Annotated in this window: 13 protein-coding genes, 2 pseudogenes and 1 CRISPR repeat array; of the genes and pseudogenes, 8 read left to right on the top strand and 7 right to left on the bottom strand. The window is 71.1% G+C overall.

Going from position 1 to position 16,968, the window contains the following annotated elements:
* A pseudogene (locus GA0070608_RS00470) lies at window positions 1-785 on the top strand (DNA translocase FtsK); the annotation flags it as partial.
* A gap of 76 nt (window positions 786-861) precedes the next feature.
* Here GA0070608_RS00470 and GA0070608_RS32450 read toward each other — a convergent pair.
* On the bottom strand, window positions 862-1,002 hold the full coding sequence (locus GA0070608_RS32450) for a hypothetical protein (RefSeq protein ID WP_176733590.1): 141 nt from the start codon (window positions 1,000-1,002) through the stop codon (window positions 862-864).
* Window positions 1,003-2,122: 1,120 nt separating this feature from the next.
* Here GA0070608_RS32450 and GA0070608_RS34240 point away from each other — a divergent pair.
* The 4 genes and pseudogenes from GA0070608_RS34240 (at window position 2,123) to GA0070608_RS00440 (ending at window position 5,252) form a co-directional block, all read left to right on the top strand.
* A pseudogene (locus GA0070608_RS34240) lies at window positions 2,123-2,376 on the top strand (hypothetical protein).
* A 542-nt stretch (window positions 2,377-2,918) separates the two neighbouring features.
* Window positions 2,919-4,115 carry a hypothetical protein gene (locus GA0070608_RS00450; protein WP_091619659.1) on the top strand — a complete coding sequence of 399 codons (1,197 nt, stop codon included), beginning with the start codon at window positions 2,919-2,921 and terminating at the stop codon, window positions 4,113-4,115.
* A gap of 254 nt (window positions 4,116-4,369) precedes the next feature.
* Entirely contained in the window at window positions 4,370-4,897 is a 528-nt protein-coding gene (locus tag GA0070608_RS33170) for a hypothetical protein (protein WP_281185681.1), read from the top strand.
* A gap of 28 nt (window positions 4,898-4,925) precedes the next feature.
* Window positions 4,926-5,252, top strand: coding sequence for a hypothetical protein (locus GA0070608_RS00440; RefSeq protein WP_091619655.1), 327 nt, complete (start codon window positions 4,926-4,928; stop codon window positions 5,250-5,252).
* A 113-nt stretch (window positions 5,253-5,365) separates the two neighbouring features.
* On the opposite strand, the gene GA0070608_RS00435 is transcribed toward GA0070608_RS00440, so the two are convergent.
* A complete protein-coding gene (locus tag GA0070608_RS00435; RefSeq protein WP_141719381.1) occupies window positions 5,366-6,022 on the bottom strand; it encodes a hypothetical protein in 657 nt (218 codons plus the stop codon).
* 728 nt (window positions 6,023-6,750) lie between these two features.
* Here GA0070608_RS00435 and GA0070608_RS00430 point away from each other — a divergent pair.
* Genes GA0070608_RS00430 through GA0070608_RS00420 form a run of 3 tightly spaced genes read left to right on the top strand, consistent with a single transcriptional unit; the run spans window position 6,751 to window position 7,711 of the window.
* Window positions 6,751-6,960 (top strand): hypothetical protein, encoded by a 210-nt coding sequence (locus tag GA0070608_RS00430; protein WP_091619649.1) that lies wholly within the window; start codon window positions 6,751-6,753, stop codon window positions 6,958-6,960.
* Window positions 6,961-7,010: 50 nt separating this feature from the next.
* Window positions 7,011-7,310, top strand: coding sequence for a hypothetical protein (locus GA0070608_RS00425; RefSeq protein WP_091619646.1), 300 nt, complete (start codon window positions 7,011-7,013; stop codon window positions 7,308-7,310).
* Window positions 7,307-7,711 (top strand): hypothetical protein, encoded by a 405-nt coding sequence (locus GA0070608_RS00420; RefSeq protein ID WP_091619643.1) that lies wholly within the window; start codon window positions 7,307-7,309, stop codon window positions 7,709-7,711. The genes GA0070608_RS00425 and GA0070608_RS00420 overlap by 4 nt, the downstream gene beginning before the upstream one ends.
* A gap of 181 nt (window positions 7,712-7,892) precedes the next feature.
* Here GA0070608_RS00420 and GA0070608_RS00415 read toward each other — a convergent pair whose 3' ends face one another.
* From GA0070608_RS00415 to cas6e, 5 genes are all read right to left on the bottom strand, one after another.
* Window positions 7,893-8,822, bottom strand: coding sequence for a ParB/RepB/Spo0J family partition protein (locus tag GA0070608_RS00415; RefSeq protein ID WP_091619640.1), 930 nt, complete (start codon window positions 8,820-8,822; stop codon window positions 7,893-7,895).
* Window position 8,823: 1 nt separating this feature from the next.
* Entirely contained in the window at window positions 8,824-9,570 is a 747-nt protein-coding gene (locus tag GA0070608_RS00410) for a ParA family protein (RefSeq protein WP_091619637.1), read from the bottom strand.
* A gap of 303 nt (window positions 9,571-9,873) precedes the next feature.
* Window positions 9,874-14,940: a CRISPR direct-repeat array (repeat unit 28 nt; unit sequence GGAAGACCCCCGCGCGTGCGGGGACGAG).
* An 18-nt stretch (window positions 14,941-14,958) separates the two neighbouring features.
* Window positions 14,959-15,246 carry a type I-E CRISPR-associated endoribonuclease Cas2e gene (cas2e, locus tag GA0070608_RS00405; protein ID WP_281185680.1) on the bottom strand — a complete coding sequence of 96 codons (288 nt, stop codon included), beginning with the start codon at window positions 15,244-15,246 and terminating at the stop codon, window positions 14,959-14,961.
* A complete protein-coding gene (cas1e, locus tag GA0070608_RS00400; RefSeq protein WP_091619631.1) occupies window positions 15,234-16,226 on the bottom strand; it encodes a type I-E CRISPR-associated endonuclease Cas1e in 993 nt (330 codons plus the stop codon). Before cas1e ends, cas2e begins: the two co-directional genes overlap by 13 nt.
* A gap of 1 nt (window position 16,227) precedes the next feature.
* The gene (gene cas6e / locus GA0070608_RS00395) at window positions 16,228-16,968 is read right to left on the bottom strand and encodes a type I-E CRISPR-associated protein Cas6/Cse3/CasE (protein ID WP_091619628.1); all 741 of its coding nucleotides are present in this window, start codon (window positions 16,966-16,968) and stop codon (window positions 16,228-16,230) included.

Below are 16,968 nucleotides of genomic sequence, written 5' to 3'. Positions count from 1 at the left end.
GACCCTGGAGCCGTACCCGTACCTGGTGGTCATCGTCGACGAGCTGGCCGACCCTGATGATGGTCGCCCCCCGCGACGTCGAAGACTCCGTCGTGCGGATCACCCAGCTCGCCCGCGCCGCCGGCATCCACCTGGTCCTGGCCACCCAACGCCCCTCCGTGGACGTGGTCACCGGACTGATCAAGGCCAACGTGCCGTCCCGCCTCGCGTTCGCCACCAGCTCCCTGATCGACTCCCGGGTCATCATCGACCAGCCCGGCGCCGAGAAACTGCTCGGCAAGGGCGACGGCCTGTACCTGCCGATGGGCGCGTCCACCCCGATCCGGATCCAGGGCGCCTGGGTGTCCGACGCCGGTCGCCGCCGTCGTCGACCACTGGCGTACCCAGGCCAGCGCTCAGCCGGCCGCCGCGACCTCCGCCGTGCCGCCGGCCGCCACCACCCCTGCCGGGCCGACGGTGGACACCACGGCGCTCGACGACCTCGACGCCGACGAGCGGGCCCTGCTGCGCGAGGCCATCGAACTGATCGTCACCAGCCAGTTCGGGTCGACCTCGATGCTGCAACGCAAGCTGCGCATCGGCTTCGCCAAAGCCGGCCGCCTCATGGACACCCTCGCCGACCTGCGCATCGTCGGCCCCGCCAAGGCTCCAAGGCCCGCGACGTCCTCATCCGCCCCGACGAGCTGCCCGACCTGCTCACCGCACTCGGCGGCCAGCCGGCCACCGAGCCCGACGACAGCACCGACGCCACGGTGCTGCCCTTCCGCAGCGGCACCCGCCGCTAACCAGGACAGGAGACCTCCGCCATGACGACCACCAGACCCGCACCACCACCACCCCGGTCACCATCCCCGTCCGCCTTCAGGTCAGCGACACCGACGCCGCCGACCAGCCCCGCGTCAGCCAGATGATCGTCACCGGCTGGCCGTCGCGCCGGGCCTGGCCGTGCACGTCACCGTCGACGACGGGCAGCGCCTCGACGGCCGCTACAGCCTCGTGCACCTGCCCAGCGGCCTCGCCCTGGCACACCGACTGTGCGCCCGCCACATCGACGAGGCCGCCGCCGCGGCGATCGCCACCGGCATCGACTGGAGCGACGAGCCGCGCAGATCCTCGCCGACACCCGCGTCACCCCGCTGCGCCCGAGTGACGCCCCGTGGAGCTGGTGCGGCTACGACGACTCCTGCCGCCGCGAGGTGTACCGCGCCCCGACTCCGTTCTGTACGACCCACCAGCCGATAACGCCGCGCGGGCGGCCCCCTGCCTCCTACAGCCCGGGGCCGCCCGCCACCCATCCAGCCCACAACGAACCAGAGGAGCACCCTCATCGTGCCTGATCCCGGAGAGTCGACCTACCTCGGCGTCGCGTACGCCAGCACCTACGAGCCGCGCAGCCCGTACGGCCCGCGCCGCACTTCCAGATCCCGACCGCAGGCGCCTTCGCGGTGCTGGTGGAGATCTCTACCAGCCTCGCCAACAGCACCTCCGCTGCACCGGCTGCGGCACCACCGACAGCGACTTCAGTGAGCTGGAGATCCTCGCTCGCGCCGGAGCCCACGCTCCGCTGCGGCCGAGGCACCGCCACCGCAGCCCTAGACGCCGAGATCGCCACCGTGCGGCCGAGCTGTACCGCGTCGACCCCAAGCGTCGGGCTACCTGCAGATGGCCGGCGTACTGCTCGGCGCCGGCCTGGCAGTGCTCGGCGGCGCCGGAGCCAGCGGCCACCTCCCCACCGCAGCCCTCGTCACCGGCGCGACGACGACCGCCGTGGTGCTGACCGCCGTGGTGCTGCTGCTGATGGCCTCCGCCGCGCCTCGGCGGCGACTTCGGCTTCGTGGCCTACGCCGACGCCGACGACGCCCAGGACGTGCTCACCCGCCTCGCCGCGGTGACGCCGAGCAAGTTCCGCAGATGATTCCGCTGACCCGCGCCGCGAGCTCTGGTGGCTCTCGCGCACCGTCCGCACCAAGTACCGGGCCATCGCCCGGGCGGTAACCGCTGTACTGGCGGTACGCGGCGCGCCGTCACCGCCGCCCTGGCGATCTGGGTCAGGTGATCGCCATGACCGTGACCACCACGGCGATTGGCTACGTCGGCCCCCACACCCCGAGGCGGTGGCCCGATGACCCGCCGCCTCTTCGCCATCTACGTCACCGGCGCCACCAACGAGTACCGCCTCGACGTCGTCACCGGACCCGGAGCCCGACAACCCCCAGGCCGTCACCTACTTCACCGCCGACACCCTCGACGCCGCTGCCGCCAGGCGCAGCGGCTGCTCGACGCTGTTGAGGGCCGGCCGACCGCTACGGCGAGCTGTACGCCCACGACGGAGACGGCACCGCGGTCTACTGCGACACCATTCACCGGCCCAAGTGACCATTCAAGGCGCGCGAATGGGCGGCCCGATTGACCGGGCGCCATTCGGCTGCATGTATTCAGATTTTCTTTGCCGCAAATGCCGCCCGGCTCGTGATGGTATTCCATATTTGCGGTGGAGTCTACACAGGATCCCCGGGGATCCCTGGTTTCGGCGCGTGTTGGCTCCCTGAGCGATCGAATGTCGCCGTAAGATCCACGGGTTATAACCCCGATCTGATCTTGAGGGAGCGCCAGCGCTCAACCCCTAACTCCACAAAAAAAACAGAGCCCCAAACCCCTCTCGTTTGGCCGCGGTGAGGGTTTGAGGCTCTTCACAAGCTCGGAGGACACCATAGCACCCACCTCCGGGCTGGGTGCACTGTTGTCTCTCGACACCTTCTCTGCGTGTCGCGGCGACACCTGTGCGCGCCCAGTCCCCTCGCCTGATCCTGCCGTGATTGCGGTGCCGCGATGATGACGGCACCGAACGTGACCCTGCTGTCCGCCGACCGGGTGGCCGCGACCGGGCACTGCCCGGTCTGCGCCGCTGTCGGTCGGCGGTGCTGGCCGCTCCCGGCCGCGACCGCTGCACGGTGCACCTGGCCCGGCCCGCCCTGTTGGTGGAGACGACCCGAACCGGGCAGGCCCGGCTGGTCGCTCCGGCGGGTGCTCGTCGGCGGCCGGTGTATCCGACCGGTGTGCAGACGCCGTGCGCGTCCTGCGCCAGTGCGGGCCGGGACACGCAGGGCCTGCCCCGTGACGGCGCCGGGTCGGAACCGCTGTGCATTCCATGCTGGCGCAGCCGCACGGAGCGGGAAGAGCGCCGCCAGGCGACCGAGCTACGCGCCGGGGTGCTCGACGACGTCGACGACGTTGTGGAGGGCTGTGCGGCGTGTGGTGAGTGGGAGCCGTCGCCGGCGTGCTGGCTGTGTGGCTACTCGTGGCTGGCGGCTATCCGCGAGGAGTTCGCCCTAGAGCAGGAGGCCGAGCAGGCCACCGCGGCGGCCGTCGTCCAGGCGGAGCGGGTCGCGGTGGAGGCCCGCTTCGGCCAGATGGTCGAGATCACCGAGGCTGAGCAGCGGGTGGCGGAGCTGACCGCGTGGGTGCAGCGACTGCGGGAGGTCATCGAGGCGTTCGCTGACGGCCGTCGCCGTGGGCGTGCGGTGGTGCACCTGGCCGATCTGCTGGCCCGCCAGGCGTCGGCGAAGGCGTCGAAGCGTGGTCGTCCGTCGGTGCTGGCCCGCGTCGCCGGCGTGCTGGCCGTGGACGCCAACGCCCGGATCACCCGTCCGGGGCGGCTGCGTACCGCCGAGCTGGCCGGCTGCCAGCCGCGCACCGTCACCGGCTGCTGGGCCCGCGCGGAGGCCCTGGAGTGGATGGAGCGCACCGCTCAGGGCCGCCGCCTGTCGATGGAGGAGCGGACCCGGCTGGGCCGCACGTACGACCGGGCGGAGTTCGACCTGGCGCCCCTGGGCGGCCGGGAGCGTGCTGTCGCGCGGGAGCCGTACCTGCCGGTGGCGCTCCTAGTGATCGAGGGGCTGCTCGCGCACGCCGTGGCGCTGCTGGAGGCCGCCCAGGACGACGTCGACGCGCTGCACGCCCGCGCCGGCACGGTGATGGACATGGCCGCCATGGCGCGGCGTGCTCAGCTTCGCCAGGCCGTGGCCGCCGCCCGGGACACCGCCATCGAGGGCGCCGAGGACCTCGCTCGGCACGCGCTGAATATCTGCCACCCCGCGCAGCGTCTACAGGTATGAGTGTTTACTCCTGGCTCGTGGTTCGGGGTAAGACTCCTCCGTCGATCACTCACCCTCAGTCCGTGGGGCCGAGTCGGCGGGAGAATGGCGCTTCGCGCTCACCAGCAAGAGGGGTGCCACGATCCGTACGGCGTCCTAGGCCGATCGAGAGGGCGTGTGCGCCGTCACGAGGGTCGCGCCGTCCAGATTGGATGGGATGGGGCGCGTACGACCTGGCACGGGCCGCACGGCGGGCCTGGAAGTGGCTGGCAAACGTGCCTCTGCCCCGGGTCGCGGCCACGCTCGGGTCCCGGCTCGGTTCGGGCTGGACGATGCCGGTGCTGCTCGACTGGATCGAGCGCAGCCGTGGCGGCCGGGAGCTGCTCGACGCGCCGAAGTTGCCGCTGGGCTACCTGCGGTCCCTGCTCGACGAGTCGCTGACCGGCGACGTCGAGCCGCCGCACCCGGCCCGCCGCTACGACCAGCACCGCGCCCAGGTCGTCGCCGAGCACCGCCGCGACATTGTCGAGCAGGCCGCCGCAGTGGCCACCGCCCGCGATGCCGCTCGCGCCGAGTGGGACAGCCGCGAGCAGGCCCGCCAGGCCGAGCGCGCCGGGCCCGGCGCCGGCCGCCACGCCGCCCTGGCCGCCGCCCGCGCCGCCGCGCGTGGCGACCACGCCGCCGCCCGCGCCATCGCCGCCGACGCGCAGGACTGGCCAGCGGTCGCCCAGCCGGGCACCGGCCTCCCCCGACTCTGGCCCACTAACACCACGTATCCCAGGTACCGCTGGTACGAGAACTGACTACCCCTGCCCCAAGGAGGACAGACATATGGGTTGGATCAACAGAGCGATCGGCACCGGCCGGGACCTCGACCGCGTCGAGACCGAGCTGGCCGGCATGGGCCCCAGGGACCCCCGCCGGACCAAGCTCAGCAAGGAAGCCGCCCGCCTCCAACAGCAGCAGACCGCCGAGATCTCCAAGGCCCTGCGCAACGGCGCGGACGAGCAGACCGTCCGCTTCGCTCTCGGACTGCACGGGCAGGGAGCGGACCGCGCCGACAGCCGTGGCCGACCCACCCCCGCGCAGGAGTTGCAGCAGATGATTGACCGCCACGGCATCGACGTCGTTACTGAGGCCCTGTACCGCAGAGACTGACCAACCGACCCGCCGCCGACGTCGACGAGCCAGTGCGGCCGGCACGGCACGGATCGTCGCCTGCCGTGTGGTGCCCGTCGAAAGGGCGCCGGGTCATGAACCAGTCCGCTGGCTCACGTGCCCCATTCGTCGCGAAGCGTCCGCCACGCGGCGCTGAGCTCCTCGGTGAGTTCGCGAGCTGCCCGGTTTTGTTCGATGGCCAGCAACTGAGCGGCGCGCACCTGCAAATGGGCTGGCACGGGGTGGCCAGCGGCGGCCGCGTATGCGGCCGCGACGTCGGCGGTCTCTGGCACTGCGGCGTGGGCCAGGCGGTTAGCCAGCGTCGCGATCCGCAGCAACGGCTTCTGCAGGGCGTCGGGGCACCGGCCGGCTAGCTGGTCAGCCTTCATCTTGAACCCAGCGAGTCCGATTCCCGCCTGCTCAGCGGTGGTGTGCGGCCCGTTGTGCGTGGAGTGGTAGGCGATGTCCTCTCCGAGCTTGAACAACTCGCGGATCTCCTCGTACTCGGCGCGCCAGACATCACGATGGTCGAGACGACGCTGACGATCACGCTCGTCGTCTTGCCGCCGCCGCTGCTCCGCGCGATCTGCGGCTCGGTCCCGCAGGTGAATCAAACGCTGCCACCAGGCAATGGCGATGGCGACGGCGATGGCCAGCATCCCGATCGCGATGCCGCTGCCGAACCCGAGCCAATCACCGTTGGTCACGCCGTGCGCGGCAAGGTCAACACCCGCGGTATTGGGGAGCGCACCCGCCAGTTGAGCAGGCATCATGGGAGGAGGTCCTTTCTAGCAAGGGGATCGGTTGTGGAGCGCCCCCACGCGGACTTGTCAGGTAGGCGTGGGAACGCTCCGGGACCTGGATGACCCGGACGTTCGGGTGCATCCGAGAGGAACGACGGCAGACCGGGTGCCAGCCTGGCCCGCCGAAACGACTGCGGCCCCGGAGCAATCGCTCCGGGGCCGCAGTCATCGTGAACCGGTCAAAGGGAAAGGTAAAGCCGAAGCCGAGCGCGCCGAGGCGGCCCGCGAGCTGCGCGAGGTTCGACATGTGCGCCCATCCCTTCTTGACCACAAAAAAAGCGCCCCGGCCGTTTGGCCTGGGCGCTGCGCGTGCGGGGGTTGGCTACGAGGGCACCTTCGCGGTGTCGCTCATAGCCCCCGCCTGGATCGCGACACCAGGCGGGCAGTAAAAGAGCCTCCACATGGAGCACAGTGTACCCGCTCTATGCCGCTGTCACCCGCGAAGCCATAAATATCGATCATCGATCACCTGTCGTGCCTTCCTGGCGAGAACCCGGGGTTGCCTCGCCCGGAGGGTTGGCCACGCCGGCCGCCGACAGGTGGCCTGCCCGGCCGGGTGCCGGCCGCCGCCTCCCCCAGGCCCTCACCATCACCCACACCAGCCGACCGGTCCCCCGCCGCAGCGGCGACAGTGTCTCCCTTTACCTGCACGCCGAACTGCCCGCCGGTACGCCACCAGACAAAAGGACGAGATCGTGACCGACATCGACAACGCCGCGACGACGTACGACCAGGACCACCGGCGGCTTCCCGGCGGCGGGTTCACCTGCGAGCGGCCGGACTGCACCCACGTCAGCGGCCGAGCCGAGATCATCGACCGCGACTTGGCCCAGGAACTGGCCGACGTCGGCCAGCAGCCCCCGATCCCGCTCTCGGACCGTACCCCCGGCCCGGCGCCCTTCTGAGTTCATGACGTTGCTGTACGTGATGGTATGACAGGAGTAGCCTGATCGGTATGACAAAGCGCCGAGTGACGGTCTCCGTGCCCGAGGACGTGGCCGAGACCCTGGAGCAGCAGCCCAACGCCTCCGCGTACGTCGCCCAGGCCGTCCGCGACCGCAGGCGCATGGACGAGTTCCGCGCCCTGATGGCCGATGCCGGGGTGCAGCTCACCGACCAAGGCATGGCCGAGGCTCGCGCCCGCCGGCTACAGGTGCAGGCCCAATGGCCCCAAGAGCGCTACGACGCCGTACGCGACCGGATGCGCCAGCACATGCAGGATGAGCCAGACGACGCCAGCCGGCCGGCCGCGTGAGCGCCGAGGACGAGCAGCGCCCGGTCGCGCTGGTGCTGGACCGCTCAGCGCTGCTGGCCTACCCGTACTCGATCCACGTCGGCGAACCCATCGGTGAGGTCATCACCGATGGCCAGCGCTTCGGCATCACCGCGGTCACTGCCGCTGAGGCCCTGGAACTGGCCGCCGACGCCAAGCACCGAAAGCACCTGCACCGGCTGCTCAGCCACGACTCCTGTGCACGGCTGCCCACCCGGGGCGAGTCGTGGCAGGAACTGTCCTACTGGCGTGGTCTCACCGGGCGCGTCGACCTGGCAGCGACGGTGATGGCCGCCCTGGAGCACCGGGCATCGATCCTGACCAGCGAGGGCAACCGGTACGGGCCCGAGGGGCACCTGCCGGTCATCCACATGCCCACGTAACCGCAGGCCGCAGCGATCCAGCTTCAAAGGAAGCACCCGTGCCCCCGGTTACCGGGACACGGGTGCTTCTCTCGTTGGCTCGACCTCGACCAGGAGGCAAGCGCCAGGAGACGCTGGGCCCGCTCGATCGCTAGATCAGGCTTCTGGCCCGCCCGTAGCTTCCAGCGAAACAACGCAAGGCTCAGTTGTCCTGCGGCTGTAGGGCTACTGATTCCTTTCCCCCGGTAGCTGCAGGTGAGCGCAGAAGGAGATCTGCCAGGACTCGAAGATCCTCGTCCGTCATCTCTGTCCGTAGCGCCTCGGCGATCTTGTCGGGCGTGCCGCCGAGGCGCTTGATGGCGGACGCTACTGCCGATGCCCGAGTTCTCGCTGCCGCGGGGGAGGCTCCATCGGGACTGCGCTCACGGTTAACCGCGGTTAATTCAGGCGACTCGGCCGGCTGCTGCCGCTGCTGCAGTTCTCCGAGCTGTTGATCGAGCGGGAGCTGGTGAAGATCACGGACTTCTCGGAGAGGAAGCTCTCCAGACCTCAGCATGGCCTGCACTTCCGGTGCCAGCTTGAGAAGGTTGAGCCGCTGGGTCACCCAGGCGGGTGTGCGGGACAGCCGTATCGCTGCTGCCTTCCCTGTCCCGCACTCCTGCGCCAGCAGCTGAACCGCCTTGGCCTCCTCTATGGGGTCGAGGTTCTCGCGGTCGAGATTCTCGGCGGCCGTGGCGCTGACCCACGCCTCTCTGCTGTCCGCCAGGTTGTTCTTGACGACGATGTCCAGCGTTGGCTGGCTCACCAGGAGCGCCGCCGCGCGTCGTCTACCGCCGGTGACCTGTACCCATGCGGCTTTCCCGATCGCAGCCTCATGCTCCGGAAAGATGCGCAGGAAGGCTTCCCGGGCTACCACGGCACAGGGCTGGAGTTGCCCGTGCGTACGCATCGACTCGGCGATGCTCTCGATCTTTGCGTGGTCGGCGTCGAGTTCCCGGGTGTTCAGTGGGTTGGCCGCGACATGGTGAACCCGGGCCGTTCGTGGTGCTGCCTCGGCGAAGGCCGGTACGCGGGCCTCTGGCAGCACCGGATCACTAGCGAGGTCCGACAGGTTTACCCGCTTCCCCGCCACGTCAGACCTCCTGGAGGTTCGGCGCGCTGGCCTGCGAGGGGACTGTAGTTCCCCCGCCATAGCCCATTTCCAGCGCTAGCCGGAAGAAGTCCTCGCGTGCCTCCATGGCCGTCCGATTCTTCGGGTATTGCGTGACGACCAAGCCCTCCGCAGAGGCTCGCGAGTGCAGCTTGTACCGCCGGATGACGGTGTTACACATCGGCCAGCCCTTGCGGCGGATGAACTGCGCGGTCTGCTGAAGATCCGGGAGCCCGTCTCGCGGGTCCCAGCTGTTGACGACCACACGGTACGGGATCCCGCGCGATGCGATGACGGACTCGATCGTTCGAGTCGTCGGGTCGTAGCAGAGTGGCTCCGGCACCATCGGCACGAGGACGTCATCGCACTCGTCGAGCGCGGCCTGGAGGATGCGCTCGTCCTCCAGCGAGCCTGGCGTGTCGACGAAGATGTGCTCGTAGTGCAGGTTCCGCAGCTTTCGGAGATCGCGGGGGTCGTCGACTTGAGCGAAGTCGAACGGCAGCCCTCCTCCTTGCTGCTCCACGCGCCTCGACCACCACACGGACGACGCTTGGGGGTCTGTGGACGCAACCATTACCGGGCTCTCTGGATCGCCGACAGCTTCAGCGGTTGACCGGAGAATCGGCTCGGGGTTGACCAAGACGTCGTAGGTCACCGCCCCCAGGTTCACGGCGAGAGTGGTCTTACCGACGCCGCCCTTCTGGTTGGCGACGACATGCACCTGAGTCATGCGGGCTCCGTTCCGTGTGCTTCCCGGGCCGATCGTGGCCGCGGTACTTCGGATGCCCGCCATGCTAGGGCTGCCTAGGGCCTGACCAGAAGCCCTGATCCAGGCGGCGTGTCCTGGTTAACCGCGGTTAATCGAGTTGCGTCCGCTGGCCTCTCGTCTGGACCTGCCGGATTCACGTAGCCGGAAGACCCCCGCGCGTGCGGGGACGAGGCCCGCAGCCGGTTCAGGTCCCGCCCGGCGTCCGGAAGACCCCCGCGCGTGGGGGACGAGCGGGGGTCGTCCTGGAACGCGTACCCGCCGTACGGAAGACCCCCGCGCGTGCGGGGACGAGAGATGGCCGGACGGCTTCCGGGATTCGAACAGGGGAAGACCCCCGCGCGTGCGGGGACGAGCGTCGGCCGTGATCCGGCGATGGGCACCACGCAGGAAGACTCCCGCGCGTGTGGGGACGAGGTCGGCGGGCGCAACGTCACCGTCACCGGTGAGGGAAGACCCCCGCGCGTGCGGGGACGAGGATGTGGCGGATCACCGGGTGTGGCGCACCCGCGGAAGACCCCGCGCGTGCGGGGACGAGTGGTCCTCGACGACGAAGACACCCGCGACGACCGGAAGACCCCCGCGCGTGCGGGGACGAGCGACAATGGTGATGCCGACCGGAAGACCCCGCGCGTGCGGGGACGAGGGCTGCCCAGACGGAGGCAGAGACGGCGAAGCGGGAAGACCCCCGCGCGTGCGGGGACGAGCTGGGGTTCGCCAGGACCTTGTCGAGCTCCCGCGGAAGACCCCCGCGCGTGCGGGGACGAGAATGAGCGGGACGCGGTCGGCGGTGAACGCGACGGAAGACCCCCGCGCGTGCGGGGACGAGACGTCAACCCGGAGGACGCCGCGCGGGCGCTGGGGAAGACCCCCGCGCGTGCGGGGACGAGCAGGCAGGGGGGTGAGAGCGGGTGGCCGACAGCGGAAGACCCCCGCGCGTGCGGCGACGAGGATCGAGGTGAACCCGAAGTCGCCGACCTGCAGGGAAGACCCCCGCGCGTGCGGGGACGAGCGCGCCGAGGGCGAGATCACCAACGCCGCAGCCGGAAGACCCCCGCGCGTGCGGGGACGAGAGCTCGCGCATGCGGCGCGTGGATCCGGACCAGGGGAAGACCCCCGCGCGTGCGGGGACGAGCGATGCTCGCACGCCACGCCGCCGCCGGAGTCAGGAAGACCCCCGCGCGTGCGGGGACGAGGTGGGGCTGCGCGGCGAGGTACATGATCAGGTCGGAAGACCCCCGCGCGTGCGGGGACGAGCCGGCGATGCCAGTCGAAAAGGCACTCGACGAGGAAGACCCCCGCGCGTGCGGGGACGAGAACTCGCCGAACGACCGCATCGCGGCGGCGACCGGAAGACCCCCGCGCGTGCGGGGACGAGCCAGGGTGATCGGATCCATGGTCGTTCCCCCACGGAAGACCCCCGCGCGTGCGGGGACGAGCGGAGGTGATGGCGTGACCAGCCGTTGGGACCGGGAAGACCCCCGCGCGTGCGGGGACGAGACCAACGCCGCGTGGCTATCGGACGGCGTCGACGGAAGACCCCCGCGCGTGCGGGGACGAGTGGCGCGAGCAGCTCACCGCCCTCGGCTACCGCGGAAGACCCCCGCGCGTGCGGGGACGAGAGCGCCCAGGAAGTGTTCAACCGGATGAGCGACGGAAGACCCCCGCGCGTGCGGGGACGAGGGGGGTGCGCCGTGTCGGATACCTCTCTGGTCGGAAGACCCCCGCGCGTGCGGGGACGAGGCGGGCGAAATGGACGACGACGACGCGTACGGAGGAAGACCCCCGCGCGTGCGGGGACGAGGCCTCCCACAGGATCCCGTTGATCCAGCCGCTGGGAAGACCCCCGCGCGTGCGGGGACGAGGTGGTCAGCCGCGTCAACGCGAGGTACAGCTCGGGAAGACCCCCGCGCGTGCGGGGACGAGCGGCGAGCCCGGAGAGGGGTCCTGACGTGGGGAGGAAGACCCCCGCGCGTGCGGGGACGAGGTCCACTGGTGCCGGTGGCCCTCGGCGATGTCCGGAAGACCCCCGCGCGTGCGGGGACGAGCGGTTGAGCAGGGACCGCATACGGCCGTGCCGCGGAAGACCCCCGCGCGTGCGGGGACGAGCATGACGTAGCCGGTGACGGTGGTCGCCAGCTCGGAAGACCCCCGCGCGTGCGGGGGCGAGCGGCCAGGACCGACCAACGTGCAGCGGCCCCCCGGAAGACCCCCGCGCGTGCGGGGACGAGGCTACGGCGGTGCCCTTGGCGCCGCTGGCCGACGGAAGACCCCCGCGCGTGCGGGGACGAGACCATCCGCAACACGCGCGGAAAGACCGTCACCGGAAGACCCCCGCGCGTGCGGGGACGAGGCCTGCTGCTTGCGTAGGTCGCCGAAGAGCTGCGGAAGACCCCCGCGCGTGCGGGGACGAGCGGTACATGCACAGCGAATCCGCGTGGTCGGTCGGAAGACCCCCGCGCGTGCGGGGACGAGAACGAGCGGGACGCGGTCGGCGGGGAACGCGACGGAAGACCCCCGCGCGTGCGGGGACGAGGTCATCCCGAGAGCGGTCAGCGCCGCCAGCAGCGGAAGACCCCCGCGCGTGCGGGGACGAGATGCCCAGATCCTCCGGGTCGAGACCGGTCGCGGGAAGACCCCCGCGCGTGCGGGGACGAGAAGCGGGGCGTGAAGCTGTCCGGCGCGCGGAAGGGAAGACCCCCGCGCGTGCGGGGACGAGCTGCCCAGCGCGGCCAGCAGCCGAACGGCGGTCGGAAGACCCCCGCGCGTGCGGGGACGAGCGGGCGGCGAAGAGCGCCCCGGCCGGCCCGGAGGGAAGACCCCCGCGCGTGCGGGGACGAGAGCAGGGCGTCAGGGTTGATGCGCCGGCCCAGGGGAAGACCCCCGCGCGTGCGGGGACGAGGTCGACACCGACGTCCACGCCTACTACTGGCAGGGAAGACCCCCGCGCGTGCGGGGACGAGGGGCTGACCGTCCCCGTGCGCGGGGAGGGCACGGGAAGACCCCCGCGCGTGCGGGGACGAGGCCTCCGTGGTCCACCGGGTCTTCGGCTGCACCGGAAGACCCCCGCGCGTGCGGGGACGAGCGGCAGGTCCGCGAGCAAAAGGGCTGCGCCGTGGGAAGACCCCCGCGCGTGCGGGGACGAGGACTCTGGCAGCGACCCGGGGGTGTCGTCCGCGGGAAGACCCCCGCGCGTGCGGGGACGAGACGTCGCTGGTCTCCCCGATGGTCGCGGGCCGGGGAAGACCCCCGCGCGTGCGGGGACGAGCGGGCGCGTGCCTTGGCCTTGGTCTTGGCCTGCGGAAGACCCCCGCGCGTGCGGGGACGAGCTCCCCGTACGCGTCAACGTCGACGAAGTGCAGGGAAGACCCCCGCGCGTGCGGGGACGAGGACCGTACGGACTCCTAGGCGGGGGCGTAGCTCGGAAGACCCCCGCGCGTGCGTGGACTGGTGGGTGAGGCACGCCAACAGCGTCAGGAAGACCCCCGCGCGTGCGGGGACGAGGACAGCATCGCCACCCGGTCGTGGTCCCCGTGCGGAAGACCCCCGCGCGTGCGGGGACGAGTCCTCCGAGGGGCCCGGGTGCACGCCGCCGTGCGGAAGACCCCCGCGCGTGCGGGGACGAGTCCGTCACGAACGCGTTGTAGATGGCGAACGCCGGAAGACCCCCGCGCGTGCGGGGACGAGGCGATAGCGATAGCGACCGCGCGGCCGAGATCGGGAAGACCCCCGCGCGTGCGGGGACGAGATCCGCCCGTCCGCCGACGAGGAGCTGCCTCGCGGAAGACCCCCGCGCGTGCGGGGACGAGAACCTTCGCGAGAGGACGCCCGGCGGGCGTCCCGGAAGACCCCCGCGCGTGCGGGGACGAGGGCATCCGGGGAGGGTGCCGGCCCTCGTCCACGGGAAGACCCCCGCGCGTGCGGGGACGAGTTCATGACCGCGCGGGCGCGGATCAGGCCCGCCGGAAGACCCCCGCGCGTGCGGGGACGAGTTGTCCGGCACCTCGGCGCCCTCGGCGGTCCAGGGAAGACCCCCGCGCGTGCGGGGACGAGACCTGCTCGCCCCCGCTCTGCGCGTTCCACCCCGGAAGACCCCCGCGCGTGCGGGGACGAGATCGTCTGCACGCTGGGCCAGGCGTCGCCGGCCGGAAGACCCCCGCGCGTGCGGGGACGAGGTGCCGCGGCCCGATGACGGCTACGGGCCCGGGGGAAGACCCCCGCGCGTGCGGGGACGAGGGAGAGGTGCACGCCTGACTTTTCGGCGACCTCGGAAGACCCCCGCGCGTGCGGGGACGAGGTTGCCGCCCGCTCGGACACCCGCCGGGCGGCGGGAAGACCCCCGCGCGTGCGGGGACGAGGAAACGGCGGTCGGGATCGTCCGGGACGTGAAGGGAAGACCCCCGCGCGTGCGGGGACGAGCACGCCTGGTCGCTCGTGACGACCCGGCCGTCTGGAAGACCCCCGCGCGTGCGGGGACGAGGGATTTCCGGCCAGCCGGCGCGGGACAGGAGGAGGAAGACCCCCGCGCGTGCGGGGACGAGGACCGGAAGCCGTCGGATGAGCAGATCGCCTGGGGAAGACCCCCGCGCGTGCGGGGACGAGGACAGCGCCCCCACCCATCCCGGGCGGGGGCGCGGAAGACCCCCGCGCGTGCGGGGACGAGGGGTACCTCGCCGCTGTGGTGCTCGGGCAGCCAGGAAGACCCCCGCGCGTGCGGGGACGAGCTTCCTGCGGCCGGCGCCCACCCGACCGAACAGGGAAGACCCCCGCGCGTGCGGGGACGAGAACTGGTTAGCGGACATCAAGCGGACAGCCCGGGGAAGACCCCCGCGCGTGCGGGGACGAGGGGCATCAGGCCGATGATGGGCGCATGGTCCTAGGAAGACCCCCGCGCGTGCGGGGACGAGGAACGCGGACGCCGTGTGGGATGACGATCGGCTGGAAGACCCCCGCGCGTGCGGGGACGAGCCCTCTTCACCCACCACGTAGGGGGTGCCGGCCGGAAGACCCCCGCGCGTGCGGGGACGAGAGCGAGCTGAGCAGCGGCCACGCGTCGCCTGCCGGAAGACCCCCGCGCGTGCGGGGACGAGAGAATTCGGCATGTCGGTGCCGGGAACTCCGAAGGAAGACCCCCGCGCGTGCGGGGACGAGCTTGAGGTGGCCATCCCCCGGCAGCTCCGCGAGGGAAGACCCCCGCGCGTGCGGGGACGAGACTCCGCGCAGGGCCAAGAGCGCATCGGCGAGGGGAAGACCCCCGCGCGTGCGGGGACGAGGTCACGGGTTGAAGGGTGTCATGACGACTCGGGGGAAGACCCCCGCGCGTGCGGGGACGAGGCTTGCCGACCTGGCGTTTTATCGGCGGGGTCGGGCTGCCAGGATTAGTCCGTCGAGGTCGACGGGTAGCCAGCGGTCGCGGCCTGCGGTGCGGATTGCCCATCCTTGTTCGTTGCGGGCCGGCTCGACCATGATTGCTTGTCCGTCTCCTACCCGGGTGGAGAGTACGGTCCATAGGCGGTTGCGTACTCGTGTGCTGGGGTTGCCGACGAAGACGCCGGCGGCGACCTCGATCATCCACCGGGTGAGGTGTCCGCGTAGTCCTTCTGCTGCGGCGATGAGGACGATGACGGTCAAAAGTCCCACCTGGGTTCGTTGAGGTCTGGGCCGGTGACTCCGATGAAGGAGCCGGTGTCCAGACTGTCGGCGTACTCATGTGCCCAGTTGATGCCGCCGGGTACGGAGCCGAGCGTGTCGTCCCAGAGTTCGTGGGCGTCTGCGTCGTGGTCGTCGTCTTTGCCGTCGAGTAGTAGTGCCTTGATGTCCTGGACGATGCGGGTCATCAGTTTGCCGTCGGTGACGCGATCGCGGAAGGCGGTGCGTATGTCGCGTTCGCTGGTGAGTCCTTGCGCGGTGAGGTCGAAGGCGAGCGGGATGGTGTAGTCGGCCTTGTAGAGGTCGGCGATGTCGAGGACGAACGAGGTGGCTCCGCCGGTGTGGACGAAGCCGAGGCCGGGGCTGGCACCGAGGCCGACGATGGCGGCGTGGCAGATGCCGTAGAGGCAACTGTGTCCGGCGGAGAGGAGTCGGTTGACGTCGTCGCCGGCTTCGAAGGGTTGGCCGGGTTTGTAGAGTCGGCCGTCCCAGGGCACGCCGGTGCGGGTGGAGTGCAGGCGATAGATCTTCTTGACGCGTGCGCCTTCCCGACCACGGAGTTGCTGCATGTTGAGGGTGCTGACGTCCTCGTCGGGGAATCTCATGCCATACATACGGCGGGCTACGCCGAGGCGTTCCTTGGTGCGGGTGACGAGGTATGCCTGGCGGAGCAGGAGTTGGGATCCTCGGCTGGGGCCGATGCCGCTGGCGTAGAGGCGGACGCCGCGCTCACCGACCCAGCACAGGGCGGTGCCGGAGTCGGCGAGCAGGCGTACGGCGGCGGTGGTGATGCGGGTGCCGGGGCCGAGAAGCAGGGTGGCGACCATCGCGGCGGGGACGCGGATGGTCCGTTCCTTGTTGACCAGGACGACGGCGTTGTCGGCGCGGTCGACGTGGCAGCGTTCGGCATACAGGCTGGATATCCGGTCGCTGACTCGGTGCAGGTCCTGTGGGTCGGCGAGCCACCACATGTCAGCTCGCTGTGCGGGGGTGGGGTGGGGCGAGGGTGAGCAGGCCGAAGCCGTACGCCTTGGCGGAGCCGATTCCCTCGAGGAGCGTCTGTCGGGCGGTCTCCGGTTCGTCGATGCGGAGCATGCCGTCGAAGGTCGCGCTTTCCAGGGTCACCGGGGGTGTGTCCGACCGGGAGCCGCCGGTCTTGTGGAAGCGGAGCCGGTGCCGGTCGGTCACCTGCACCGCCGGCATCTCGGTGCCGGCGATCGTGTCGGTCAGGACAGAGCAGCCGGACTGGCGTAGCCGCGCGATGAGCCAGTCAAGCTGGTCGGGCAGCTTGCGGTGCGCGACGCGAACGCCACGGGGACGGGGACCGGCGAGGTGCCGGGCCTGAGCCTCGGATGGTGCGGCGGGTTTCTTGGTGGCGCTGGTGGGATTGGCCTTCAGGCGGAAGGCAAAGATCCGGCCGCGCTGCACCTGGTCGAGGAGTGGTTCGTAGGGCTTGACCAGGGTTTGGGGTTCGTCGGCGCCGGGCCAGCCGGCCTGCTCGATGAGGTGTTCCCAGGACGGGCGGGATCCGGTGAGGACGAGCAGTGTGAGGCGGTGCTGGTGGGGTGGGTCCAGGCGCCACAGCACCCGCTCGGTGACGGGTTGGCGGCTGAGGCCACCGAGGACGGCGGCGTGGAGCACTTGGGGGTTGCGCAGCATGCGTTGTGTCTGGGTGCGCAGCGGGTTGAGGTGCAGACGGGACAGGTATGGCAT

Origin of the sequence: Micromonospora peucetia, from assembly GCF_900091625.1 — a bacterium.
GTDB classification, from domain to species: domain Bacteria; phylum Actinomycetota; class Actinomycetes; order Mycobacteriales; family Micromonosporaceae; genus Micromonospora; species Micromonospora peucetia.
The sequence above is the reverse complement of the archived record's forward strand: the minus strand, read 5'-3'. Positions and strand labels throughout refer to the sequence as shown.